Origin of the sequence: Rhodococcus sp. NPDC006774, assembly GCF_040636045.1 — a bacterium.
Taxonomy (GTDB): domain Bacteria; phylum Actinomycetota; class Actinomycetes; order Mycobacteriales; family Mycobacteriaceae; genus Rhodococcoides.
The window spans coordinates 75,023-95,077 of the sequence record NZ_JBEYIW010000001.1 but is presented as its reverse complement, the minus strand read 5'-3'; the positions used below and the strand labels follow the sequence as shown (position 1 = coordinate 95,077).

Sequence of the window (20,055 nt, the reverse complement as noted above, 5' to 3'; positions counted from 1 at the left end):
ACAGCGTTGTCGATTCTGTCTTGTTTGCGGCGAGAAAGCGAACAGTTCGGTCGGTCTCGAGGATGCTTCCCAGCTCGGCCTCAGGTTTGCCTGTAAGACTTCCGCTCATGGTTTCGGCATCGGCGGCTCTGTTACTGCTCGTCACAGCAGTACTCGGCATCGTGGCGCACCGCGTGGACGCGCGGGGGCAGGCGATGCTCGTTGCCGCGTCTTTGGCACATGTCCTCATGCTCGCCGCGGTGCCCGGCACGGCACTCGCGGCCGTGGCGTTCGGCTGGTGGGGGCTGGCGGCGGGCGCGGCTGTGGTGACGGGTGCCATTGCAACGCAGATTCCTCTGCACAGGCACCGTGCCCGGACGACGGCCGAGGCACCGACTCTGACGGTGCTGCACGCCAATATCTGGCTGGGACAGGCCGATCTCGATGCGTTGGTTGCGTTGGTCGACAAACACCGGCCCGACGTGCTCACCCTCGTCGAGTTGACGCCCGAGGCCGACGCGGGGCTTCGCGGCAGACTGTCCGAGCTGTTGCCGCATGTGTACGTCAGTGCCGCCGCGGGCGGTGACGGGTCCGGTATCTACAGTCGCTTTCCGCTCGTCGACGAGCAGCGGCACGACGGTTTCGTGACCGAGCTGCTCTCGGCACGGGTGGAGATGCCGGGGCGGCCACTGGTGTTCGCGGTTCATCCCGTGCCGCCGTGGCCACGGGAGCCGTCCGACTGGGTTCGCGAGCTCGCGCTGCTGCGTCAACTACTGGCCAAGATTCCCGTCGACGACGGTCCCGTGGTGGTGGCGGGCGACTTCAACGCGACGCAGGATCATCGGCGGTACCGAGATATGCAGGACGGTCGGTTCGTCGATGCCGCGGTGGCGAGCGGAGCCGGGATGCTCAGGACGTACCCGGCGCACACCTGGTACCCACCCGTCATCGCCATCGACCATGTTCTGGTGGCGGACATGGCGGTTCGCTCGGTCGAGGCCGTAGAGATTCCCGGCTCCGACCACCGCGGCATCCTGGCCCGGCTGCAGTTCCGGCACCAGTAACTCCGCCACTGGGTTCAGGGCTGCGCGGGCAACTGCTGCACCGACCACGTGTTGCCGTCGGGGTCGGCGAAGTACACGAACGTGCCCCAGCCCTCGTCCTTGGGTGGATCGATGGTCAGGCCGGCTGCGGTGAGGTGCTCGTAGGCCTCCTGGACGTTGTCCACGACCAACAGGATCCCGGCTCCTTTGCCCGGTTCGGCGTCGGTGATGCCCTCGCCGATCGCGATGGAGCAGGCCGAGCCAGGGGGAGTGAGTTGGACGTACCGGATACCGTCCCAGGGGCGAGCATCGTGGTCGGCGACGAAGCCGATCGAGACGTAGAAGTCCTTGGCGCGGTCCACGTCGGTGACGGCGAGGGTGACGAGTTCGAGCTTCATGGTGAGGTTCATGGAGCAATGATGAGCGCCATTGCGGACATGTTCGGTCCGCGGTGAACGAACACTTCGAGAAATATGCCCGACGCCTCGTCGGTTGAGATATCCGTGTTCTTCTCACTGCTCGACAGATCCCGCACGCGATCCGGTTTCGACGACGGCTCGGCGCTGCGGCATACCGTCGAACGAGCAGTGCATGCCGAGGAGATCGGGTTGCACCGGTTCTGGGTGGCCGAGCATCACGGCGTTCCCGGTATCGCGTCGGGCGCACCGGCGGTTCTCGCCGCGGCGGTGGCGTCGCGCACCTCGCGCATTCGCGTCGGATCCGGCGGGGTGATGCTGCCCAATCATCAGCCGCTGGTCGTGGCCGAGCAATTCCTGATGTTGGAGTCCCTCTTTCCCGGACGGATCGACCTCGGTGTCGGCCGCTCCCTCGGTTTCACCGAACCGGTTCGGGCAGCATTGCGCAGTGAGCGGACCGACACGTTCGAGGCCGATATCGCCGAATTGCGTTCGTATCTCGACGGTTCGGGACCGGTGACTGCCCGGCCCGCTGTTTCGTCGCCGCCGGTGTTCGTTCTCGCGACCGGAGCCGGTCTCGAGGTTGCCGCTCGCGCCGGGCTTCCGGTCGTGGTCGGTGGACCGGTTCTCCAGCGTGACGATCCATTGGCGCTCTATCGCAAACACTTTCGGCCCACGCCATCGAATCCCGAACCGTACGTGATTGTCTCGCTCGACGTGACCATCGCAGCGGACGCGGCCGATGCCCGCAGGCTCGCCGTGCCGGAGGCGTGGGCGATGGCCAGGTCCAGACGCGAGGGTGAGTTCCCGGCTCTGGAACGAGCGTCCGCGATCGACGAATCGCAGTGGACGCCGCAGACGCGGAACCGAATCGAGGCGTCGTTGGCGTCGAGCATCCTCGGCACGGCCGGGCAGGTCCGTCCTCGGCTGGAGGAGGTTGTCGAGCGCACCGGCGCGAACGAGATCATGGCCTCGACGTCGACGTACGATCGCGCCGAATTGTTCGACGCGGATGTCGCGTTCGCTCAGCTCGCGGGGGTGGCGGGCTGAACCGGTGCCGTCGCTGCGAGTGCAGCCACCAGGTCGCGCTGAATGTCGGTGATGGGCACGGTCGCGTCGACGACGGCCGACACCGGTAGCCGCAGCCTGCGGTCGGCCTCGGTGCGGAAGACCAGGCCGGTCTTGGGGGTGCTGTCGGCGGTGCTGGCGTACAGGATGGACCAGCATTGCGGGTTCTTGAGGAGTTCGGCGCTGGCGGTGTGATCGGACGCCACGGGTGGGCCGAAGCTCAGCGGCAGCCCGCTGCGCTTCATCTCGCGCTCGATCACCCGGTGCAGCAGGATTTGCTCGCTCCGTTTGGGAAGCAGCAGGGGGTAGCCGGCGAGCTGGCTCAGGCTCGGGTTGTTCTCACCCGCCAGAGGATGGCCCTCGGGGAGGACGACGACGAGGTCCTCGGTCCACAGCTCGGTCACCTGTAGACCGGAGCGTTCGACGCTGCCGCGGATCAGCGCTACCTGGCAGTCGCCGGACGTCACCGCTTCGATCTGTTCTGCGAATCGTTTCAGGACGAAGTCGATCTCGGCGTCGGGATGGCGCTCGCGAACCGCGACGATGGCGGATATGGCGTTGGCTGCGAATGTCATGTTTCCGGTCAGGCGCAGCTGATTGCGCTTGCGCGTCGTCAGTGCCAGGGCGGCCTGTTCGAGCTCCACCATGTGCCGGGCGATGGAGACCAATTGTGCTCCGACAACGGTCAATCGAACGGTACGAGAGGTGCGCTCGAACAGGGGCTCACCGATTTCTCGTTCCAGCTTGGAGATCTGCAGGCTGATCGCCGATTGCGAGACGTAGCAGCGTTCGGCAGCGCGAGAGAAGTTCAGTTCCTCTCCGACCGCGAGGAAGTACTTGAGCTGCCGCAGTTCCATTTCGCCATTCAATCATGAGTTCTACTCATAGATGCTATTTCAACTTCCGCGTTGATAGAGCATCTCGGTCGGAGTTTCATGGAGGTAGTTCTTCGCCCAGGGAAAGACTCGAGCCGAAAAGGAAAGTGCTGTGCAAACGTACGACGTCGTCATCGTGGGATCGGGATTCGGAGCATTGGCCGCTGCCAAGTCTCTGGGCAAGGCCGGTGTGACGTTCTCGCTGATCTCCAGCACCACAGAACACCTCTTTCAGCCGCTGCTCTACCAGGCCGCCACCGGAATGCTCTCGACCGGCGAGATTGCCCCTCCGATCAGGCGCATCCTCGCGCAGTACGACTCGGCCGACGTGCGTCTCGGACGCGTCGTCGATGTCGATCCCGAAGCTCACCAGGTCACCTACGTCGGTGCCGGGCAGAGCCACACCATCGGCTTCGGTCGATTGATCGTCGCCACGGGTGCCACGCAGGCGTACTTCGGCCGTGACGAGTTCAAGGACCGCACGTTCGCGCTCAAGACCGTCGACGACGCGATCGCTCTGCGTGAGCAGATTCTCAGCTGCTACGAGACTGCGCACCTGACAACCGATTCGGCTGCTCGCAAGGAATTGCTGAGCTTCGTCGTTGTCGGTGCAGGCGCGACGGGTGTCGAGTTGGCCGGTCAGATCAGGGATCTCGCGCATCGTTATTTCGCCGGATCGTTCCCGGACATCGAACCCGACGACGTCACGGTGACCCTCGTCGACGGAGTCAAGGAAGTGCTGCCGGCATTCGGCGGCAAGCTCAGTGCGTATGCCCGTACCAAGCTCGAGAAGTCGGGCGTCGACGTCGTCACCGGGGCCATGGTCACCGATATCGCCGACGACGTCGTGACGGTGCAGGACGTGGACACCAAGACCTCGCGAACCTTTGCCGCTAAGACGGTCATCTGGTCGGCCGGAGTGCAGGCCAGCGAGCTGGCGGCCACGATCGCCGAGCGCACCGGGTGCGAGACCGACCGTGCCGGACGCCTTCTCGTGCACGACGACTTGACGGTCGGCTCGGCGAAGGACATCTACGCGATCGGCGACGTGACGTCGTTGAACAAGCTCCCCGGTCAGTCGCCGGTGGCGATGCAGCAGGGCAGGCATGTCGCGAAGATGATCATCGGAAAGGTCGACGCGGGAACCCCGTTCGAGTACACCGACAAGGGCAGCATGTCGATCGTCGGCCGATTCAGCGCTGTGGCGCGGCTGTTCGGCAAGGTCGATATGTCGGGACCGATCGCGTGGCTCATGTGGCTCGCGGTGCACCTGATGTACCTGGTCGGCTTCCGGAATCGCTACGTCGCGGTGGTGTCGTGGATGACCTCGTACATCGGCGACAAGCGACCGCACTTCCAGTACACCGACCACTCCGCCGCCACGATCGAACCGCGGGCCGAGGTCGCCGGCGAGAGCTCGGACGACGAGGAGCGCAACGCGGCCTAGGTCGCAATGCCGTTGCGGTAGGCCCAGATCACCACGTGGACTCGGGTGTTGACGTCGAGTTTGCGACAGATGTTGCTCACGTGAGTCTTGACCGTGCTCTGTTCTAGGTGCAGTGCCCGGGCGATCTCGTTGTTGCCCAGGCCCTGCGCCAACAGTTGCACCACGTCCATTTCACGCAGACTCAGGTCGTGTTGCGGTGCAACGGACGTGGGTGGGCTCGGAACGCCGCGGCGGGTGAACTCGGTCATCAGGCGCGGGGTCAATCGAGGGGAGAGCACCGCGCCGCCGCCGGCGACGGTGACCACCGCGTCGGCCAGTTCGTCGGGATCGGTGTCCTTGAGCAGGAAGCCGGAAGCTCCACTGTCGAGAGCCGCGAACACGTACTCGTCGAGGTCGAAGGTGGTGACGACGATGACGCGAACGCTGTCGAACTGCGCCAGTATCTCGCGTGTGGCGGTCAGTCCGTCGCCGTTCGGCATCCGAATGTCCATCAGTACGACGTCGGGTTGCAGTGCCGACACCTGCTGCACGGCATGCTTTCCCGAGCTCGCGTGGCCGACCACCTCGATGTCGTGATGGCCGGCCAGGAACAGCTCGAATCCCTGCCGAACCACGGGTTGATCGTCCGCGATGAGTACGGTGATCATGTGTGTGACTCCATCACATCAGCGCCGCGCGGAGAGATCGTTCCGCCGACGGGCAGTCGAGCCCGCACGGTCCACGTCGCTCGGTCGTCGGACAATCCGGCATCGAGGGTGCCGCCGAGTAGTGCGGCTCGCTCCCGCATTCCCGGAATGCCGAATCCCTGACCCGAGGACTCGCGCAGTACGGAGTTGCCCGAGGTGATCGTGTTGGTGACGGTGATCTCGAGGGCGGAGGAGTGAACGGTCACCTGCACGCGCACAGCGCAATTCGGTGCGTGGCGTCGGGCGTTGGACAGCGATTCCTGAACGATGCGATAACAGGTCAACTGCACCGCGCTGTCTGTGTCACCTATTTCGTCGGCATCGCCGGAGACGTCGATGTCGATGGACGCGAACGAGATTCGAGACTGATCGATCAGCTCGGCGATATCGGAGACCATCGGTTGCGGAGCACTGTCGCTGTTGGAGCTGTAGGCCGTGTCGCTCGGGCGCAGGATTCCGACGATCTGGCGCAGGCTGTCGAGGGTGCGCTGGCCGTGTCCGATTGCGCCGGTGAGTAGTTCGTGCGCCTGCTGGGGGTTGCTCGTGATGAGCGTCTTCGATGCCTTGGCTTGGATGAGCATTCCGGTCAGGTGGTGCGCCGCGACGTCGTGGAGTTCGCGTGCCATGGTTTTTCGTTCGTTGTCCAGGGCCTCGTTCAGCCGTTGCCGGTGTTCGATTTCGGCTCGCCCGAGGGCGGCCTCGCTCTCGATTTCCTGGGCTCGACCCCGTGCGATGTACTTGCCCAGTGCGATGAGCACCGTGTAGTTGATGACGAGGTTCACGATCTGCTCGGCGAGCACGCCGATCGTGCCACCTGGGCCGCCCGTGGAATCCGGGTAGGACAGCCGGGTGTCGACGCTGACCGCGATCTCGAGGATCAGCCCGACGGTGATGGGGGCGAACAGGCGTGGTCCGGAAACTCGAATTGCCAAGGCGGCGATGGCAAACCAGTACAGCGGGGTGAAGCCGAGGGTCCGGTCAGGAAGAACCAGGATCAGTGCGATGCTGATGGCCACCACGGACAGGTATGCCGTGATCGGAAAGGATCGGCGAACGCACGTCACGGCGGTCATCGCCAGCAGGGCAACGGCACTCGCTGCGATCAGGGGTGGGCTCTGGACGAGTTCGTCTCTGGTGTCGCCGACCATGCCGGTGGAGAGTTGGAATCCGGCGTAGACGAGCGTGGCCAGGAGCATCTCGATCGGCAGCACCACGGGATTGCGCGGCCGCCAGGACGGGCGAAACGTGTGCAGCAGTCGGGAATCACCCAGCATCAGAGTCGACTCCGTTCTCCTGCCGCATCTTTCGTATTCTTCGAGCCTGCTGTCTTCGAACCCAGCACCCACAGAGGTCCGGTGACGAACCAGAAGAACGTGATGATGCCGAGTGGCTGGATCACGGTCTTCAGTGCTGCTGCTTGATCCGAGTCTGCCACGGTGTAGGCCAGTGCGTAGGTGATCACCAGAGCGATGGCGGCGGCGGTCAGCCACTTCACGAATCCCCGGATCTCGTTGCGGTAGGCCTGCGGACCGGTCTTCGGTGGCTTGACCGGTGCGGGTCCACCGGCGAATCGGTGCGCAAAGCGTATGTCGAGCCAGGCCACGGTGGAGTGCGCGAACACGACCGTCCAGCCGAGGTAGATGCCGGCGAGGCGGTGGGCGAATTCGACCTCGCCTCCGCGGTGCAGGTCGAGGGCCACCGCGGCGACGAGGACGATATCGAGGACCGGGAGCAGGGCCAGGGTGACGGTGCTGGCGCGTCGCATGCGTGCCACGTAGCGCAGGCACAGGCCGCCGATCACCAGAACCCAGAAGCCGACTTCGCAGATCGCGATCGTGAGAAGAATCGGATTGTCCATGGACCCGATCTCACCGCAGCCGACGTGCGCGCGATACCCCCGCGGAGGCGTCGTACCTGGTGGTTCGGCCGAAGGTACGACGCTGCGCTCCACCGAAAGTCGTAGCTCTACCGAAAGCCGTAGCTTCACCGAAAGTCGTGGAGCGTCGAGTCGGGCGATCGGCAGGCTAGGCTCGTCGCCGTGATGGACCTCGGCGCGTTGCACCTCGGAGCGCTCGGGCGTCAACCGAAGATTTTCTGGGTCTTCGTCGCTGTCGCTGTGGTCGCGGCAGGAGTCATCGTCGTGGAGTCACGCGCGTCCGGTCCTGCGGACTTCGCGTTGCCGGATACGCCTGCGTCGAGCGGGTTCATCGCGTCGAACTACGACCAGGGTGAGTCGTCGACCACGATTCCGGGGTGTGATGCCGTCGTCGTTCCCGAGTCCGGGGATATTTCAGGGGCGTACTTCCGTCTCGATGGAGGACGCTACGACGACCCCCGCTATCCATGGTTCTCCGGGCGCAAAGCTACTGCGCTGTCCGATGCGCTTGTTTCTGCCTTGCCGGCCGAGACCGCCGTCGAATTCGCAGCACCCGGTACGTTCGCGTTCGGTGCCGAATCCGCGTTTCGATTCGGTCCTGTGCAAGGTCCCACGTCCGATAGTTCTGTCGGCGATGGTCCGACGGATGATCTGTCGATGTTCGCGAGCTCCACTGCCGCCGGGTTGCTGATTCGCAACGGCTCGGGTGCCGACGTGACCGTGACGATCTCGAAGTCGACTGCCGGTGTACCGCCCTGTGTCGGTGGCACTCTCGATCGCAGGCAGGTCGCAGCCGACGGTACGGTCGTGGACACGAAAGAGTCCACCAGCGAAGACGGTGGTAGAACAGCGGTGGTCAGGACGGCGACTGCTTACGCATCCGATGGAACGACGTTGCAGGCCAACGCAAGCCAGTTCGTGTCTTCGGACGAAGCAGTGTCCATGAACGACCTGATCTCCGTGGTGTCGTCGAGCGAGCTGCGAATCGATGCAGCGGTGCCGGGCGGAACCCGACTCCCTCCTCTGCCGTGTGACACGCGAGTTGGGTCGCAGGATGGACCAGCGGTGACTCGCGCCGACGCAGACCGTATCGGCCGCGCCCTGGACCAGGCTCGAATCCGCGCGCTTCGGGCAGTGATCGTGCTCGAGCAGCCGCTGGCACCGATGCAACGGAGTTCGTTGTCCCACGACTCGTTGTGTGCAGCCGGGACAATTCTGACGTCAGGATCTGAAGGTGTTGTGACCGTGGCGATCACGGGTGGACAGCCACTCCCGGAAATTCCCGACGCATATGACCCGACGGCTGATCGCTCGGTCGACACCGTGCGCCTGCCCGACGGATCGATGTCGGAGAGATCGAAGCGCGGCGTCAGGACCGTGACTGTGACCCGGCCGTCGGGCACTCGTGTCCGTATCTCGTCGACATCGGCGGGCGAGCTCGTCACGGTCGGCAATCTCGAGTCCATCGCGACGGCACCGGGCCTGGACCTGTGAGCTCCCGATGGCCGGTGTGGACAGCGGGAGCCGTGGCGTTGGCGACTGTCGTTGCTGCGGTGATCGTTGTCGCGCAGGATGACGGCCCGGCAATCGCGACTGCCCCCGCATGGACGACCACAGCTCCGCCGACGGTTCCGCGTGCGCCGGAAGTCCAGTGGTCCAGATCTGCAGAGGCCGTCTACGGCCGCGAATTCGCGCAGTTTCGTGATCCTGGTGCAGGCGGACGGCTCAACCCCAGCGCAGAGAGATTCATCGATGCGGGCGGGGTGTATATCGCTTCGGTGGGTCTGCCGGATCCTGCTACCGGGAATTTCGACGCTCCCGCGATGGTGGGCCTCGACGCAACGGATGGATCCACACTATGGCGGCGAGACGATCTCCGGGTGGAATCCTGTGCCGACCGGCCTTTGTCGGGATACCTCGTCTGCCTCTCCAGCACCGAGTCGGAAAATCCGGAATCGACGATTGTCACGGTGGACACCACAACCGGTGCTGGTCGCTCTGTTCGTGTGCCGCAACGTGTGTTGGCTGTGGGAACCGACGGGTTCTCGCTCTACTCGATCAGTTCTACTGTCACGCCAGCAGGTTACGAGGGAACGCGGCAGCTCGCCAAGGGTTCTGTGAACGATGTCGGGCGCGATTGGGTCACCGAATTTCCCGGCGAGGCCATTTACGCGGGTATGCCGGGGCCGGTCATCACCATCGACGGAAACTACGGCCTGGGCCGGTTCGGTTCGACGGCAATAGGATTCGACTCGGTCACCGGATCGATCACGTGGTACCGGGGTTATCCCGACAGTTGCGTGTCGCAACCTTTTCGGGTGCAACCGGCACTGGTGATCATGACCGAGGCGGTGTGTACACAGTCCCAGACGTACGCCGGTACCGTCGCGCTCGCCTCGGATGGTCGAACTGTCGCCAGATCTCCGCTGCCGGTGTATCCCTTCCTCGAGATCGACGATCCAACAGACCTGTCGCTGCCGATGGTCGTCGGTGACAGTGCGTTCGATCGGACGACCGGACAGTTTCTCTGGTCGAGCCCGCTGTTGGCGTCGACCAATGGCGTAGCTGTCGTCGGGGATGTGGTGATCGCACGTGCTCCTGGAACAGCTCATGTGACGGCATTGGATCTGAGAACCGGTTCGGTTCGGTGGGAGAACGATCCCGATGACTACTACCCGATCACGGCGTACGCCGACGGTCTCGCGTACTCCACCGTCGGCGGCACCGTGGAATCGATCGCGTTGGAAGACGGTACGACACGTCGGCGGTTGGAGATCGAGCCGACGCCGGACCCCTATGCAACGAATCGGTACCTGGCATCGTGGGTGATCGAATCCGGCGACCGTCTGGTGTATTCGTCCACAGCCACGATTGCCGTCGTCGACCGCGGGTAGCTGCTGTCGGTGCGCCTACAGTGGAAGTACGCATACAGGACATACGAAACAGGGAGTCCGACATGGCAGGCAAGAAGATCGACAGAGTGCACGCACAGTCCGCGTTGGAGACGGTTCGTGAGAATCCCGGCATCGCGTTGATCGCCGCCGCGCCCGCATTGGTGGTGCTGGCAGTGGTGTGGTGGTTGCTCGGATTCCCCGCCGCGTTGATCCTGCTGATCGCAGCAGGCGGTGCCGGCTACCTGTACCTCAGGAACCGCTGATTACTTATAGGCACTGACTACCGATGGGCACTGATCACTGATCGGCGCGCGGGATGCAGAATTCGGTGATCGTGGCCGTCCCTGCTGCGAGCTCTGCCCAGGACGACTCCGTGGTGAGCACTGCTATCGCAGATGTGGGGAAGCGGTGCCGAACCTCGCGGGCCACGTCGGTGTCGTCGTCGACCGCCAATTCGAGTGCGGTCCAGGGGATTCCGGGCTCATGCCCGACGACCAGCAGGGTCGATACCGTCACGTCTGCGGTGTTTGTACCTGCGAAGTACGTGTCGGCGAGGCGGATTTCGTCGATGATCTCGTCGGCGGATCCGCCGTAGATGTCGCGCTCGAAGCGGGTAGGAGCGTCGCCCAGACCGGTAGCGGCCAGGGTTTCGCGGGTGCGCAGAGCCGTCGAGCACAACACTGCGTCGACTGTGCCGACGTGTTCGGCGATCCAGGCTCCGGCGAGTGCCGCCTCGCGTTGGCCGCGCGAGGCCAGAGGTCGTTCGTGATCCGGTACTCCGTCGGGGTAGCCGGATTTGCCGTGCCGCATCAGCACGAGGGTCCTAGTGGTCGCCATGCCGTCCACCGTAAACGGTCAGGGCGACGGGATCGGGGAGAACGTTCACCGGTTCCGGGAAGACGAACTTGCGCATCGCCCACCATCGGAATGCGGTTGCCAGCAACGTGCCGATGATGGATCCGCTGACGAAGTCGGCGATGTTCTCGGTGAGGAAGGACACGTTCGGCGACCGCAGATCCAGCATGTAACTCGACACCCAGAGCGGGAGCTGGTTGATTGCCAGGCCGGTTCCGGCGACGGCGAAGAACAGCGCTGCCTCGTGGTGACGACGTCGTCCGCCGCGTGCTGTGAACGACCATTCCCGGTTGAGGATGTACGACACGATCGTCGCGATCAGCACGGCCAGAACGTTCGCCGTCACGGGCTTGTCCTGCAGGATCGTCCACTTCAGGCCGAAGAACAGGACGACGGTGACGACGAAGGTGATCGCTCCGACGATGAGGAACTTGAGGGCCTCTGCGTGCTTGACGAGGGGCTCCAGCCAGCGCTCGGGAACGTGGTCGGTGAGGCGGTCGGACACATGCATCCCAACGACGTTACCTCGAGTAAGGGGTTCGGCTCGCCGGTGAACGCTAGGCTCACGGCAATATGACTAGTGCCCGGTTGTCCGTTCTGGTCGTGTTCTTCGTCAACGGAGCGGTGTTCGCGAACTGGGCTCCGCGCATTCCGGAGATCCAGGACTCGCTGTCCATCGACGTCGCGACTCTCGGCCTGGCGCTGACCGGAGTCGGTCTCGGCGGGTTGGTGGCCGCACCTGTCGCAGCGGCGACGGTTCGACGGTTCGGCAGTCGGTGGGCGATTCTCGCCTCCGGTCTGCTGCTGTGCGCGGCGTTCGTGCTGCCAGCAGTGGCTGTGTCGTGGTGGACGCTGTTGGCGGCGCTGGTGCTGCTCGGCGGAGCGGACGCAGTGATGGACATTTCCATGAACGCGCAGGGCGTGCTCGTCGAGGAGCGAGCGGGGAAGTCGCTGTTGAGCAGCTTCCATGCAGCCTGGAGCGTCGGTGCCGTGGTCGGGGGAGTGACCGGCGCGGCCGCGGCCGGTATCCGGCTGCCGGTGGCAGCCCACTTCGGGCTGGTCGCGGTGGTGTTGATGCTCGTTCTCGCTGCCGTCGGACGGGGTCTGGTGGGTCCGGAACCGGTGGTGCGCGACGGTCACGAAGACCGAGCGCCGGGGCTCGTTCTCGCACGGCCGACGGCCGCACTCGCTCTGCTCGGGGCCGTGGTGCTGCTCGCCGGGCTCATGGAGGACTTTCCGCAGTCGTGGAGCGCTGTCTACATGACGACGGAAGAGGGTGCGGGCCCGGGTTCGGCCGGTATGGCGTTCGTTGCGTTCTCGGCCGCGATGTTGATCGGCCGGTTGGTCGGAGACCGAATAGTCGATCGGTTCGGACCGTCGACGGTGCTGACCGGAGGCGCGTCGTTGGTGGCGGTGGCCTTCCTCGCCATCCTGGGTCTGTCGGTTCTGGCCGCGGATCTCCCGATCCTGGTCATCGGAGCGTTCGCGGTTGCGGGCCTGGGCGCGAGCCCACTGTTTCCCATCGTCTTCAGCCTGGCCGGGCGGCTTCCCGGGGTGTCCTCGGCCGCGGCCATCTCGATCGTGTCGCTGGTCTCCCGGATCGGATTTCTCGTGGCACCCCTGGTCGTCGGTCGCGTCGTGGATGCGTCGGGCTTCGGCTCGGTACTGGGGGCCATTGCCGTGGCAGGCGTCGTCGTCGCGGTGATCGGGTGGTACTACGGCCGCAGATTCCCCGTCGACTCGACTCAGGACCGCGGTTCCAGATAAGTACGCAACAACCGCCGTACCTCGTCGGCCGCGAGCTGCTCGGGATACGTCACTGCCTGCAGCGTCAGCCCGTCGACGAAGGTGTGCAGTTCGGCCGCTGCACGTTCGTCCGCGGTGCGCTCGAATGTGAATGCGGGGGAGTTCGGTCGATCGAGATCGTGCAGGTGTGCCCACGCGAGCCGGCACAGGTACCGGCTACCGAACCAACCGGCCGTCTTGAGGGCGGCGAGTCGCTCGTCGAATCTGGCACGCACGATGGCTTCCAGCCATACCGACGCCTCGGCGCGGCGGTCCTCGTCGAGTGGCAGCAGCTCCTCGAGGACGCGGAGAGCGCGGACGAGGCCGTCACCGCTGCTCGGGTGCGCCTCCAACCGATGTACGACGCGTTGCGTCATGGCCTCGGCCGCGAAGAGGACTAGCTCTCCTTGGTCGGAGAAGTAGTACCGCAGTGATCCGGGGGACACGCCGGCTTCGGCGGCGACGCTGCGTACCGTCGCCCCGTCCATCCCTGCTCGTTCGATGACGCGCCACACGGCGGCGACGATCTCCGCCCGGCGTGCGTCGTGGTCGACGATCTTCGGCATCGGTCTGTTCTAGCACGCCCACATCTTTTTGATACAATTGTGCTGAAATCCTGTTACGGTACAGCTGTGTCAATTCAGCTGATCGGGCTCGCGCTGGTGGACAGCATCGGCGTCGGGACTCTTGCGGTTCCGCTGTGGATGATGCTGCGGCCGTCGTGCCGGGCGCGTGTCGTTCTGCTCCATCTGGGTGTGTTGGGGTTGTTTTACCTCGGGGTCGGTATCGCCGTGTGGGCGGCCACCGATGGCTCGAGCGTGGCGATTCCCGGCGACGCGTGGATTCGGTTGGCGGTGGGTCTTGCGGTTCTGGTCATGGGCCTGGTCTGTGACCGTCGGCGGCGAGTCCCGAGCAGTGCGTGGTGGACGCGGCCCCCGGCAGGTGTTCGGGGAGTGGTCCTGCTCGCCGTCGCTGTGGGCGCGGTGGAGGTGGCGACGATGCTGCCCTACTTCACGGCGATCGACGCGGTGGGTGATGCCGGACTGGGATGGGGGTTCTCGGTGTTGATTCTGGCGGCGTATGTGCTCGTGATGCTCTCACCCGCTTTCGTGCTGCTCGTCGCCAGAGTATGTGCGCAAGAACGTGTTTCGTCGATTGCACCGGCGCTGCTCCGGTGCGTGGATCGCTGGAGTGGGGGCGTGTGGGCGACGGTGTTGCTCGTGGTGGGCGCGCTACTGGCCGCGGACGCGGCAATCGAACTGAACCTGGTCTGACCTGATTGTGGTCCGAATCGATGAAAGGGAAGCGATGAAAGCAAGAGATGCGGGCAGCATCGTCGTGATCGTCGTCGGAGCTGTGCTGGCGCTGTTCTTCTGGGACCTGCGGTTCTCCTGGTTTCAGGGCGGCCCGATCGGCTGTGTTCTGGTGGTGCTCGCGATGGTCGACGTATGGGAATCGCGTCGCGGCACCCCGAGGAAGGGGCTGCTCGCGGAACTACGAGACGACATCGTCGGCACGAAAGATTCGAGCGATGAGTCCGAGCGTGACACTCGGCCGTGAGTGGCACCGCCGGTTCGTATCACCGGGACGGTACTGAATTCTCGGCCCAGGCGTGATAGACAAGCTGTTCGGCGATGGTGTAGCGAGCGGAATGGTGGTGACCTGGTGACGACCGGTGTCGACGCGGGGCTCACTACTCGCTCGCCTCGGCGTGGTCTGACCGCTGCAGGCACTACGGTGATGGTCCTGGGTCTGGTGGCCGGTTGGGTTGTCGTCTACTCGGTGAGCCTGATGGGCGCGCTGTGGCGCTTCCGTGAACCCGACGCGCCCGCCCCGACGCTCTCGATGGGGGATCAGTGGGCCGATCTCGCGGTCGGTGCAGCGCAGGTAGTGGTGGGAGCGGTGGCGATCGCCCTCGTGTATTTCATTCGACGTCGGAAGCTGCCTGCGGTGTGGCCGGCCCGCAGTGGCACCGCGCGCAAGGCGGCGCTCACCTGGTGTGCCGCGATCGGTGCCGCCTCTGCTTCGCTGCTCGTGTTGTCTCGCCTGGACATCGTCCGCTTCAGCTTCTCGGTTCCTGCCTCGGTCGAGTCCGATTGGCTCGCAGTGGTATCAGCGCTCGCCGTGGGTCTACGCGAAGAGCCGATCCTGGTGGCGTTGCCGGTGTTGCTACTGGTGGGCCGACTCCCGATCTGGGCGATCATGGCGCTGTCGGCCACGATGCGAGGCCTTCTCTACATGTACTTCGGTGGAGGCGGGTTTCTGTGGGCGCTGTGCTGGGGTGCCGCGGCGGTCTGGGTGTTCTACCGCTACCGGCGACTGTGGGTGTTGATCGCCATCCACGGACTGGTGATGAACATCCAGGTATTGGATCGCGTGATTCCGTCCGAGAATGCGGCGACCGTCCTGCAGGGGATCAACATTCTGATCCTGTTTGCAGCGCTGTTGTGGTGGCTCGCCCCCCGCGCGCTGGAGGCGTTCCTGCCGAATACGGTGGCCGTTCGGTACGGCGATACGACCGTCGAGACGACTCCGATGGTGGCCGAGGTGGTCCTGAACCCCGAGAAACTCGATCCCGACGAGTCCCGACGAGAACCGCCCGTCAAGCCCTGACCATGCGGGCTTCGAGGCACTCCCAGATCGGGTCGAACTTCTCGGTGCCGTCCAGCTCGAACCGATGCTTGCGGTAGAACGCCACCGCGCGATCGTTGGCCGCTGCCACCCACAGATATGTGGATGCCTTACGGTCGATCACGGTGGTCATGAGTTCTGTTGCGAGGCCGGTGCCGTGGTGCTCGGGTACAACGTTCAGTGACCACAGTTCGGTCGGCGCCGGCGGATCGAGGTCGCGTGGCGGGCCGCCGGTGGCGAAACCGACGATGCGTGAATCGCTGGTGTCGACGGCGCATCGGGTCCGCACACCGCGGCTCGCCTCCTCGTCGCGGCGGGCGATGATCTGCTCCCATCGTTCGATGCGATCGCGAGGGCGTATCGCATCGAGCTTGGCGCTGTTCATCATTCCCGCGTACGTCGCCTTCCAGATCGCCACGTGCGCTGCGCCGAGCTGTACTTCGTCGCCCGGGCGGATGTCACGGATCGTGTATCTGGCCACCGTTGCAGTTATACCGATACGACTCGAATTGTTCTCGGAATTTCTTGTCGGACCCCTCTCGTATCATCGAATTCATGTTCGATACCGGGGGGTGGGGAGCGGCGGAGACGCCGCCGGTCGATGACTGCATTGCGGGGTTTCTCGACGTCATCGCACTCAACCGTGTCAACGAGAATCTCGCTCGAGCGGCCACCGTGCTCGCGTACTGCGATGTTCTCGAGATGCGCCTCGAGGCAGCCGAAGCTGCCGGCGGAGATCCGGGCGAGACCGTCCGCGGTGCCCTGTGCGATCTGGCCGTGACGATGACCGGAACGCGTCGTGATGCGTCGGTGGTGCACGATGTCGCGGAGCGTCTGCATCGAATGCCGTTGACCGCCTTGCGTTTCGTGACCGGCAGCTTCGACTGGTCGACGGTGGTCACCATCACCTCGGTGCTGCATCGTGCTAGTGACGAGACGATCGCGAAGATCGAATACGAGGTCTGTGCCTCGGGTGGCCGAATGCGTCCGCAGGCGCTACGCAATCGGATCTGGCGGCTGTGGATGAAGGCCGATCCGGTCGGTGCCGAAGCTGCCCGCGAGACCGCGAAGTCCGAGGAGGTCGGCGTGAGGATCGACCGCACCGGTCCGGGCGGGATCGCGTCGCTCATCGCGAAGATCACCGATCTCGAAGCAGCGGAAGCGGATGCCCTCATCGTCGAAATGGTCGGGACTGTCTGCAAGGGCGACCCACGATCGACGGGCACGCTGCGGGCCGCGGGTCTGATGGCGTTGCTGCACGGCGAGCATTCACTCGCGTGTCAGTGCGATCGCGGCGACGACTGCCCGGTGGCCGGCGCTGTCGACGACATTCCTCCTCGGCGCGGGCATCTCCTCCAGATCGTGGTGGCGGTGGAGACGCTGCTGGGACTGTCCTCGGAGCCCGCGACCCTCGCCGACGGGACACCCATCGACCCCGAAGTGGCGCGCATCGTTGCCACGGACGCGAAGTGGCAGGCGCTGCTGACCGAGCTGGTCCAGATGCTGAAGCCCCAGCAAACAAACACGGGCGACGACGGATCGAACGACGACGGATCGAACGACGACGGTGGGGACGATGACGGCCCTGACGGTGGTGGGCTGGACGGTGGCCCCGAGAGCGGTGGTCCAGACGGCGGTGGCCCCGATGGCGGTGGTCCAGACGACAGTGGTTCGGACGGCGGTGGTTCAGCCGGTGGCGGTCCTTCGCACTCCGGCCGCGGGCAGTCGCCCCGTGACTGCGGCCCAAGTTCCGGTGATTCCGGCCCCGGCCAAACCGACTCCCGCAGCGGCGACGGGTTGGGTGCGCAGTCGCGTTCGTTCGGACCGCTCTCGACGGTCTCGTCGTCGTTGTTGCGTCGGGTGGTCGGCATGGGTCGGGTACGAGGTGCCGCCCAGCTTCCGTCCGCACGTCTTGTGGGTGCCCACTGCCTGCCATCTGCAGTCCCGTTACTGGGGGAGGAGTCTGTCCGCGATGGGCTCGTCGCACGGTGGCTTGCCTGGATTGCCGAACGGCCCGAGCGTGCTCGCGGCATCTTTCCCGACGGTCATGGCGGCGAGTCCGTTCCGTCGCAGTCGGCGGTGACGTATCGGCCGGGTGCCCGCGTCGCCGCGTTCGTTCGTGCTGCTTATCGCACGTGTACGTTCCCGAATTGCGACGTGCCGGCGTCCCGGTGTCAGATCGATCATCTGGTTCCGTTCGATCACGACGATCCCGAGCGGGGCGGCTGGACGATCGTGACCAATCTTCAGCCCGTGTGCGTGTTCCATCATCAGGCCAAGACCTCGGGGGCGTGGTCGGCGGTGATGCTCGCCGGCGGAGCGATTCTGTGGTCGAACTCCCTCGGTCTGCGCAGAGTCACGGTGCCGGAGATGTCGATCGCGACTCCCCGCGCATCCCGCCGACGCCGAAGGGGCTCGTCCAGGCCGGGAGCAAGTCTGCTCGAACCCACCCGCTGGGAGCTCGAGTACGGCGGGTGTACACCGCCGACTCTCGACGACTATCGCTCTGCGACAACGGATATCGACCGAAGAAGATTGGCAGAGAAGCGGCGGGCCTACCTCGAACACTGTCGCGTCGTCCATGCACGCGTTCGATACGACCGCACCCGATACGACCCTCCGCCCTTCTGAACAACACCCGTGCCGGTGTGGCACAGGCCGCTGGCCTGCTACCTTGAACGCCGTTCAAGTCTCTGGGGCAGTTCGCCGCCCCACTCCTCGAGGAGTCACCCGTGTCAGATGTCGACAGCAGTACTCGCCAGCCGAGCCGTAAGGTCAGTCGAATGAACGTCTCCGCCCGCGACATGGCGCAGATTGCGGTGTTCGCAGCACTCATCGCCGCACTCGGCCTGCCGGGATCGATCACGGTCGGGTTCTCGGGCGTCCCCATCACCCTGCAGACCCTCGGCATCATCCTGTGCGGCGCGATCCTCGGTGCCCGCAAAGGCACGGCCGCGGTCCTGGTGTTCCTCGCGCTGACGATGATCGGTCTGCCGCTGCTGGCGGGCGGGCGTACCGGTCTCGCCGCCATGGCCGGACCGACCGTCGGCTACCTCATCGGCTGGATTCCGGCCGCATTCCTGATCGGCCTGCTCACTGCGCGCATCCTGCCCAAGTATTCGATCGCGCTCGGCCTGCTGATCAATGCGGTCGGCGGAATCCTCGTCGTCTACGCATTCGGCATCATCGGACTCGTCCTGCGCACCGACGTCGGACTCTGGGCCGCCGTCACGTCCAACGGACCGTTCCTACCGGGAGACATCGCGAAGGTCGTCGTCGCCACCGTCGTCGCCAAGAGCGTCCACCGCGCGTACCCGGGCCTGATCAAGGCGTGACTCTCACGCTGGGAGGTCGAGGCCGAGACAACGACACCGCCATCTCCTGGGCGGGTCGCACACTCACCTACGCCGAACTCGACGCAGCCGTCGAGCGGTGGCCTCACCTCCCGGTGCACGGAGCTCGATCCCACAGTGCTCGATCCCACGACGCGTCAGCGCTCGATCTGCCGGAGGCCTTGATCTGCGTCTTCGCGGCGGCCAGGCAGGGCAGCGCGGTCCGAGCGGAGGACCCGGTCGCCCGTCCCGAGCGCCCTGCGCACACCGATCCCGACGCGTTCCTGCTGGTGGCGACCTCGGGCTCCACTGGCCGCCCGAAACCGCTCGCTCGCACGGTCGCGTCATGGGTAGACAGCTTCCCCGAGTTCACCGACATCTCCGGTATTCGACCGACCGACACCGTACTGATCACCGGACCGCTGCACGCGACGATGCACCTGTTCGCCGCGGTGCACGCACTGTGGCTCGGGGCATGCGTCACCGACGATCCTTCGCAGGCCACTGCTGTCCATGCCGTGCCTGCGGTACTCCGTGATGTCCTCCGCGGGATGCCCCATGCGCGAGTTGCCGTCGCTGCCGGGAGTGGCCTCGATGATGGTGCCGCGCAGACGATCTCGGCACAGAACGCCTCGACGCAAGAGATCAGGCTGGTCGAGTACTACGGCTCGGCGGAGCTGTCACTGGTGGCGGCGAGGGTGGTGGGCAAACACTCGACATTGAGACTGCTTCGGGACGTCGACGCACGCACCGAGGACGGGTACCTGTTCGTTCGTTCGCCGTACGCTGCGCTCGGTGCGCGCGGTTGGTTCGGCGTCGGTGATCTGGCCGAACTGAACGGCTCCGAACTCCTCGTCCACGGCCGCGGGGATGCAGCGATCAACGTGGGCGGAACCACCGTGATCGCCGAGGACGTGGAGAACATCCTGACCGCACTCGATGGCGTCCGAGCTGCGGCAGCGATCGGCACACCACACGCGGTTCTCGGCGAAACGGTCTCTGCTGTCATCGAACTCGACGGAACCCGCGACCTCGACCTCGTGCGCGCCGACGCTCGCGCAATCATGGCCAAGGAAGCACTGCCGCGACGCTGGACGGTGGTGCAGCAGTTGCCCCGTACCTCCAACGGCAAGATCGCCCGAAGGGCCCTGCTGTGAATGTCGCTCCT

22 protein-coding genes are annotated in these 20,055 nt (G+C 65.1%); 13 read left to right on the top strand and 9 right to left on the bottom strand.

Going from position 1 to position 20,055, the window contains the following annotated elements:
- The first annotated feature begins 107 nt into the window (after positions 1-107).
- Positions 108-1,043, top strand: a complete 936-nt coding sequence (locus ABZ677_RS00450) for an endonuclease/exonuclease/phosphatase family protein (protein WP_358366212.1) — start codon at positions 108-110, stop codon at positions 1,041-1,043.
- Between the two features lie 14 nt (positions 1,044-1,057).
- Here ABZ677_RS00450 and ABZ677_RS00445 read toward each other — a convergent pair whose 3' ends face one another.
- Complete coding sequence (locus tag ABZ677_RS00445; protein ID WP_037191293.1) at positions 1,058-1,432, bottom strand: VOC family protein; 375 nt, start codon at positions 1,430-1,432, stop codon at positions 1,058-1,060.
- A gap of 93 nt (positions 1,433-1,525) precedes the next feature.
- Between ABZ677_RS00445 and ABZ677_RS00440 the strand changes: the two genes are divergently transcribed.
- Positions 1,526-2,488, top strand: coding sequence for an MsnO8 family LLM class oxidoreductase (locus ABZ677_RS00440; RefSeq protein WP_358366500.1), 963 nt, complete (start codon positions 1,526-1,528; stop codon positions 2,486-2,488).
- On the opposite strand, the gene ABZ677_RS00435 is transcribed toward ABZ677_RS00440, so the two are convergent.
- A complete protein-coding gene (locus ABZ677_RS00435) occupies positions 2,464-3,363 on the bottom strand; it encodes a LysR substrate-binding domain-containing protein (protein WP_094633958.1) in 900 nt (299 codons plus the stop codon). The two genes, ABZ677_RS00440 and ABZ677_RS00435, sit on opposite strands and share 25 nt — an antisense overlap.
- Positions 3,364-3,493: 130 nt before the next feature.
- On the opposite strand from ABZ677_RS00435, the gene ABZ677_RS00430 reads away from it, so the two are divergent.
- Positions 3,494-4,828: an NAD(P)/FAD-dependent oxidoreductase gene (locus tag ABZ677_RS00430; RefSeq protein ID WP_094633957.1), complete on the top strand. Its 1,335-nt coding sequence runs from the start codon at positions 3,494-3,496 to the stop codon at positions 4,826-4,828.
- Here ABZ677_RS00430 and ABZ677_RS00425 read toward each other — a convergent pair.
- The 3 genes from ABZ677_RS00425 to ABZ677_RS00415 are packed head-to-tail and all read right to left on the bottom strand — an operon-like array spanning position 4,825 to position 7,372.
- A complete protein-coding gene (locus tag ABZ677_RS00425; RefSeq protein WP_094633956.1) occupies positions 4,825-5,475 on the bottom strand; it encodes a response regulator transcription factor in 651 nt (216 codons plus the stop codon). The two genes, ABZ677_RS00430 and ABZ677_RS00425, sit on opposite strands and share 4 nt — an antisense overlap.
- Positions 5,472-6,788, bottom strand: coding sequence for a histidine kinase (locus ABZ677_RS00420; RefSeq protein WP_358366211.1), 1,317 nt, complete (start codon positions 6,786-6,788; stop codon positions 5,472-5,474). Before ABZ677_RS00420 ends, ABZ677_RS00425 begins: the two co-directional genes overlap by 4 nt.
- On the bottom strand, positions 6,788-7,372 hold the full coding sequence (locus ABZ677_RS00415) for a hypothetical protein (protein ID WP_358366210.1): 585 nt from the start codon (positions 7,370-7,372) through the stop codon (positions 6,788-6,790). The genes ABZ677_RS00420 and ABZ677_RS00415 overlap by 1 nt, the downstream gene beginning before the upstream one ends.
- A gap of 180 nt (positions 7,373-7,552) precedes the next feature.
- Here ABZ677_RS00415 and ABZ677_RS00410 point away from each other — a divergent pair, with 180 nt between their 5' ends.
- The 3 genes from ABZ677_RS00410 (at position 7,553) to ABZ677_RS00400 (ending at position 10,547) form a co-directional block, all read left to right on the top strand.
- Entirely contained in the window at positions 7,553-8,884 is a 1,332-nt protein-coding gene (locus ABZ677_RS00410) for a hypothetical protein (RefSeq protein WP_358366209.1), read from the top strand.
- Positions 8,881-10,284 carry a PQQ-binding-like beta-propeller repeat protein gene (locus ABZ677_RS00405; RefSeq protein WP_358366208.1) on the top strand — a complete coding sequence of 468 codons (1,404 nt, stop codon included), beginning with the start codon at positions 8,881-8,883 and terminating at the stop codon, positions 10,282-10,284. The genes ABZ677_RS00410 and ABZ677_RS00405 overlap by 4 nt, the downstream gene beginning before the upstream one ends.
- A 62-nt stretch (positions 10,285-10,346) precedes the next feature.
- The gene (locus tag ABZ677_RS00400) at positions 10,347-10,547 is read left to right on the top strand and encodes a membrane protein (RefSeq protein WP_027498199.1); all 201 of its coding nucleotides are present in this window, start codon (positions 10,347-10,349) and stop codon (positions 10,545-10,547) included.
- A 34-nt stretch (positions 10,548-10,581) separates the two neighbouring features.
- Here the strand turns inward: ABZ677_RS00400 and ABZ677_RS00395 are convergent, their stop codons facing one another.
- Positions 10,582-11,121 (bottom strand): histidine phosphatase family protein, encoded by a 540-nt coding sequence (locus ABZ677_RS00395; RefSeq protein WP_358366207.1) that lies wholly within the window; start codon positions 11,119-11,121, stop codon positions 10,582-10,584.
- Positions 11,108-11,650, bottom strand: coding sequence for a GtrA family protein (locus ABZ677_RS00390; RefSeq protein ID WP_037191312.1), 543 nt, complete (start codon positions 11,648-11,650; stop codon positions 11,108-11,110). The genes ABZ677_RS00395 and ABZ677_RS00390 overlap by 14 nt, the downstream gene beginning before the upstream one ends.
- A gap of 62 nt (positions 11,651-11,712) precedes the next feature.
- Between ABZ677_RS00390 and ABZ677_RS00385 the strand changes: the two genes are divergently transcribed.
- On the top strand, positions 11,713-12,906 hold the full coding sequence (locus ABZ677_RS00385; protein ID WP_358366206.1) for an MFS transporter: 1,194 nt from the start codon (positions 11,713-11,715) through the stop codon (positions 12,904-12,906).
- On the opposite strand, the gene ABZ677_RS00380 is transcribed toward ABZ677_RS00385, so the two are convergent.
- Complete coding sequence (locus ABZ677_RS00380; RefSeq protein WP_358366205.1) at positions 12,885-13,490, bottom strand: TetR family transcriptional regulator C-terminal domain-containing protein; 606 nt, start codon at positions 13,488-13,490, stop codon at positions 12,885-12,887. The genes ABZ677_RS00385 and ABZ677_RS00380 overlap by 22 nt on opposite strands.
- A 66-nt stretch (positions 13,491-13,556) precedes the next feature.
- Between ABZ677_RS00380 and ABZ677_RS00375 the strand changes: the two genes are divergently transcribed.
- From ABZ677_RS00375 to ABZ677_RS00365, 3 genes are all read left to right on the top strand, one after another.
- Positions 13,557-14,198 carry a GAP family protein gene (locus ABZ677_RS00375; protein WP_358366204.1) on the top strand — a complete coding sequence of 214 codons (642 nt, stop codon included), beginning with the start codon at positions 13,557-13,559 and terminating at the stop codon, positions 14,196-14,198.
- A gap of 34 nt (positions 14,199-14,232) precedes the next feature.
- Entirely contained in the window at positions 14,233-14,484 is a 252-nt protein-coding gene (locus ABZ677_RS00370; protein WP_358366203.1) for a hypothetical protein, read from the top strand.
- A 105-nt stretch (positions 14,485-14,589) separates the two neighbouring features.
- Positions 14,590-15,537 (top strand): CPBP family intramembrane glutamic endopeptidase, encoded by a 948-nt coding sequence (locus ABZ677_RS00365; RefSeq protein ID WP_358366202.1) that lies wholly within the window; start codon positions 14,590-14,592, stop codon positions 15,535-15,537.
- Here ABZ677_RS00365 and ABZ677_RS00360 read toward each other — a convergent pair.
- Positions 15,527-16,036 (bottom strand): GNAT family N-acetyltransferase, encoded by a 510-nt coding sequence (locus ABZ677_RS00360; protein ID WP_358366201.1) that lies wholly within the window; start codon positions 16,034-16,036, stop codon positions 15,527-15,529. The two genes, ABZ677_RS00365 and ABZ677_RS00360, sit on opposite strands and share 11 nt — an antisense overlap.
- A gap of 74 nt (positions 16,037-16,110) precedes the next feature.
- On the opposite strand from ABZ677_RS00360, the gene ABZ677_RS00355 reads away from it, so the two are divergent.
- The 3 genes from ABZ677_RS00355 (at position 16,111) to ABZ677_RS00345 (ending at position 20,044) form a co-directional block, all read left to right on the top strand.
- Positions 16,111-18,186, top strand: coding sequence for a DUF222 domain-containing protein (locus tag ABZ677_RS00355; protein WP_358366200.1), 2,076 nt, complete (start codon positions 16,111-16,113; stop codon positions 18,184-18,186).
- 152 nt (positions 18,187-18,338) lie between these two features.
- Entirely contained in the window at positions 18,339-18,890 is a 552-nt protein-coding gene (locus ABZ677_RS00350; RefSeq protein WP_358366199.1) for a biotin transporter BioY, read from the top strand.
- Entirely contained in the window at positions 18,887-20,044 is a 1,158-nt protein-coding gene (locus tag ABZ677_RS00345) for an AMP-binding protein (RefSeq protein WP_358366198.1), read from the top strand. The genes ABZ677_RS00350 and ABZ677_RS00345 overlap by 4 nt, the downstream gene beginning before the upstream one ends.
- Positions 20,045-20,055 lie beyond the last annotated feature (11 nt).

Coding starts and splice junctions, on each gene's coding strand:
- ABZ677_RS00355 (WP_358366200.1), top strand. CDS start 16,111: ATGTTCGATACCGGGGGGTGGGGAGCGGCGGAGACGCCGCCGGTCGAT.
- ABZ677_RS00385 (WP_358366206.1), top strand. CDS start 11,713: ATGACTAGTGCCCGGTTGTCCGTTCTGGTCGTGTTCTTCGTCAACGGA.
- ABZ677_RS00425 (WP_094633956.1), bottom strand. CDS start 5,475: ATGATCACCGTACTCATCGCGGACGATCAACCCGTGGTTCGGCAGGGA.
- ABZ677_RS00415 (WP_358366210.1), bottom strand. CDS start 7,372: ATGGACAATCCGATTCTTCTCACGATCGCGATCTGCGAAGTCGGCTTC.
- ABZ677_RS00420 (WP_358366211.1), bottom strand. CDS start 6,788: ATGCTGGGTGATTCCCGACTGCTGCACACGTTTCGCCCGTCCTGGCGG.
- ABZ677_RS00445 (WP_037191293.1), bottom strand. CDS start 1,432: ATGAACCTCACCATGAAGCTCGAACTCGTCACCCTCGCCGTCACCGAC.
- ABZ677_RS00390 (WP_037191312.1), bottom strand. CDS start 11,650: ATGCATGTGTCCGACCGCCTCACCGACCACGTTCCCGAGCGCTGGCTG.
- ABZ677_RS00400 (WP_027498199.1), top strand. CDS start 10,347: ATGGCAGGCAAGAAGATCGACAGAGTGCACGCACAGTCCGCGTTGGAG.
- ABZ677_RS00435 (WP_094633958.1), bottom strand. CDS start 3,363: ATGGAACTGCGGCAGCTCAAGTACTTCCTCGCGGTCGGAGAGGAACTG.
- ABZ677_RS00450 (WP_358366212.1), top strand. CDS start 108: ATGGTTTCGGCATCGGCGGCTCTGTTACTGCTCGTCACAGCAGTACTC.
- ABZ677_RS00380 (WP_358366205.1), bottom strand. CDS start 13,490: ATGCCGAAGATCGTCGACCACGACGCACGCCGGGCGGAGATCGTCGCC.
- ABZ677_RS00350 (WP_358366199.1), top strand. CDS start 18,339: ATGAACGTCTCCGCCCGCGACATGGCGCAGATTGCGGTGTTCGCAGCA.
- ABZ677_RS00395 (WP_358366207.1), bottom strand. CDS start 11,121: ATGGCGACCACTAGGACCCTCGTGCTGATGCGGCACGGCAAATCCGGC.
- ABZ677_RS00370 (WP_358366203.1), top strand. CDS start 14,233: ATGAAAGCAAGAGATGCGGGCAGCATCGTCGTGATCGTCGTCGGAGCT.